This is a genomic window from bacterium, assembly GCA_016873475.1.
Taxonomy (GTDB): Bacteria; Krumholzibacteriota; Krumholzibacteriia; order JACNKJ01; family JACNKJ01; genus VGXI01.
Window position 1 is genome coordinate 1 of record VGXI01000303.1, and the last position, 3,038, is coordinate 3,038.

Annotated in this window: 3 protein-coding genes; all 3 read right to left on the bottom strand. The window is 67.6% G+C overall.

All coding sequences use genetic code 11. From position 1 onward, the window contains the following. The coding region (locus FJ251_15035; protein ID MBM4119016.1) for a hypothetical protein at positions 1–738 on the bottom strand (738 nt) is incomplete at its 3' end. Between the two features lie 77 nt (positions 739–815). Continuing rightward, the gene (locus tag FJ251_15040) at positions 816–2,162 is read right to left on the bottom strand and encodes a T9SS type A sorting domain-containing protein (GenBank protein ID MBM4119017.1); all 1,347 of its coding nucleotides are present in this window, start codon (positions 2,160–2,162) and stop codon (positions 816–818) included. Beyond that, entirely contained in the window at positions 2,126–2,713 is a 588-nt protein-coding gene (locus FJ251_15045; GenBank protein ID MBM4119018.1) for a transposase, read from the bottom strand. Before FJ251_15045 ends, FJ251_15040 begins: the two co-directional genes overlap by 37 nt. Positions 2,714–3,038 lie beyond the last annotated feature (325 nt).

Genomic DNA, 3,038 nt, shown 5'->3' on the forward strand with positions numbered 1-3,038 from the left:
CGCCGTGTAGTTCAAGTAGTGGCGCGCATAGAGGTCCTCGAAGTCCCGCACCCGCGCCGCCGGCCGCCGGTCGAGGAGGTTCTCCCCGCCGCCGCCGGCCAGCGCCACCTCCACCGTCAGCCGCGTCGCCACCCTGAGCGTGCGCGTCGCCGGGCTATACTGGAAGGGGTTCAGCTCCAGCACCAGGCCCCGCGTGTCCCGCAGGATGTAGGGCGTCTCCAGCTTGGCCGCCTCGGCCGGGCACCAGCCGTCGCTCGCGTAGAAATCGCTGAAGCTGTACTCCACCAGCGCCGGGTCCACCGTGCGCAGCAGGTTGCCCTTGGAGGGCGCCACGTCGATCCCCGCGAATTCCTGGTACTCGACCGCGAGCACGCGCAGCGCCATCACCCCGGCGTCCGGGATCGCCAGCGACTCGCGCAGAGTCGGCAGCGCCGGCAACCCGCGCTCCAGGTGCAGCGGCCGCTTGCCCAGCGTCACCTGCGTGTAGGGCGCGCCGCCGATTGTCAGCGCCTCGAGGTCGAAGTGATTGAGCTGCAGCTCGACGACGCTGCGCTCCGGCGTCGCCGCGATCAGATCCAGCGTGTAGGCGTCCTCGCCCGGTCCCAGCGTCACCCGCGCCGCCGCGGCCGGCAGCGTCGAGACCAGCAGGATGGCCAGGCCGAGGAGCAGTGGCAGTCGTCGCATGGCGTCCCCCCCGTCCGCGCCGCCGCCCGCCGGCGGCGCCCCCTTTCGGATCATTGTATCAGAGAACCGCCGCGGGCACAAAAAGAAGGGGGAGCCTGCTGGCTCCCCCCGCTGGGATAAAGGCCGGAAGGCTACTGCAGGAGCAAGAGCTTGCCGACCGCCCGCTGGCCGCCGGCTTCCAGCCGCGCGAAGTAGAGCCCGCTCGGCAGGCTCCGGCCCAGCGTGTCGCGGCCGTCCCAGGCCACCGTCTGCGATCCGGCGGCTCGCAGCCCCCCTTCGAGCAGGTGGCGCACAACTCGACCCTGAACATCGAGGATGCTAAGCGATACAGGGCCCGCCGCGGGCAACCCGAAGGTGATCCTCGTCGACGGGTTGAAGGGATTCGGGTAGGCGCTCACATGGAGCGCCGCTGAGGGCGGAGCTGCGACCGCCGTGGGGAAGATCTCCCGCGCCCAGAGCCCCACAGAGGACCGCCCGAAGTAGACCCGGCTATCACTGGGACAGACAACGCACTGATTGCCAGTCCAGACACCAGGCAGGTCCCCCGTGATGTCTTCCCAAGTGTCTCCCCCATCCGTCGTCAGCATGATCGCTTGGTCTCTTAGCGCAACCAGGATGTCGGTATCGTAGGGGTGCATGCTCATGTCGCCATAGTTGCCCTGGAGGATCTGCTCCCAGTGCTGCCCGCCGTCCTCAGTCTCATAGATCCCGAAGGCGGGATGCGCCGCAACGTCCCAATCCCATTGCTGAACGTAGAGATGCTGGGAATCGAGGGGATCGACAGCGACTGCGGTGAAGTACGCGACCCGTGGCATGTCGCCCGTGATCTCCTCCCAGGTCTCGCCGCCGTCCGTGCTGCGAAGAACCCCGTTTGCGCCTCCAAACCCGGTGCCGTAGGCAGCCACGATGTGCCCGTCGGCACTCACCGCGAGATCCCATCCGCTGTTGGAAGAGGTGTCGAAGATGAGGGGGTGTACGATGGACCAGGAGAGGCCCCCATCCAGTGAGCGCCAGATCGCCCCACCGCCATCGCTCAGCGTGGTGCAGGCGAAGAGCGTCTTCTGACTCCCTGGGAGCCGTCCGAGTCCCGTCACGATTCCGGTTCCAGAGCCCCCGCCGTCCAGATAGGTGATCGGGCCCCAAACCGTCAAACCCTGATTGTCCACGATGTACCCGTACCAGAACCCATCCACGCGGCCCGTCAGCAGCGCCAGAGAATCGGCGGCGTTCGGCAGAAAGCAATAGACGGGACGGTGGATACCCTCGGGCCACAGCCGGTCCATCCAGATCGAACTCTCGGGATGATAGATCCGATAGCCCCTGCCCCCCCCTAGGAGGAGCCGTCCATGTACCGGGTCGGCCACCATCTGGTTCAGGCCGCCCATCGCGCTCAGATCGTCGATGAACTCCCATTCCTGGGCTCCCCCTGCCCCCCCGAGTATCAAGAGCAGGAGAGCGAACACCACTCTGCGCCGCAATCTCTCTCCTTTCGGCTCACCGCAGGACAACGCCCCGGCCTGTCAGTACTGGAGTTGACCCGCTTCTCCGGACGGGTGACTTCTCCTGCCTCGGCAACCTGCTCACGGCGCTTCGCTTCAAGGCCGACCGGCGACTCGGAACCCAGCGCTGAGTGACGACGGTGCGGGATGCAGAACCCTTCGATGAAACTGAAGGCCGCCATCTGTGCCTCGCGCTGCGTCTTGAAGCGCTGCGGATCCAGGCACTCACACTCAAGTGTAGCAGAGAACGACTCGCAAAGGGCGTTGTCGAAGCAGTCGCCCACCGAGCCCGTCGAGGGCCGCACGCCAGCCTCACGGCAGCGCTGTCCGAAAACAATCGAGGTGTATTGCCTGATCCGAGTGATGGATAACGGCTTCTGGCCGCCGGCGGCGGCAGACGCCCACCAGCCCGGCTGCGCGCCGGAGGCTCGCGATCGCGCCACTCGTAGTCGCCACTGGGGGAGACGCCTGGCACGCGGCAGAGCAGCCGCACGGGGTAGTCGGCCTGATTCGCCCTTACGATTCGGTATCCCGTTACGACTGGGCGAACTCGGCCTTCGCCACGGTCATCCTCGCCGCGCTCCTGCCGGTCTACTTCGCCGAGGCGGTGGTGCCCGCCGAGGCGCGGCCGTGAGTGCGCTGTAGCCCACCGTCGCGGGCAAGATTGGGGGCGGACGAGCCTTGCGGCTTCCCCGCCGGGAGAAAGGCCGGAAGGCTACTGCAGGAGTAAGAGCTTGCTGACCGCCCGCTGGCCGCCCACTTCCAGCCGCGCGAAGTAGAGCCCGCTCGGCAGGCTCCGGCCCAGCCCGTCGCGGCCGTCCCACGCCACCGTCTGCGATCCGGCCGCGCGCGCCT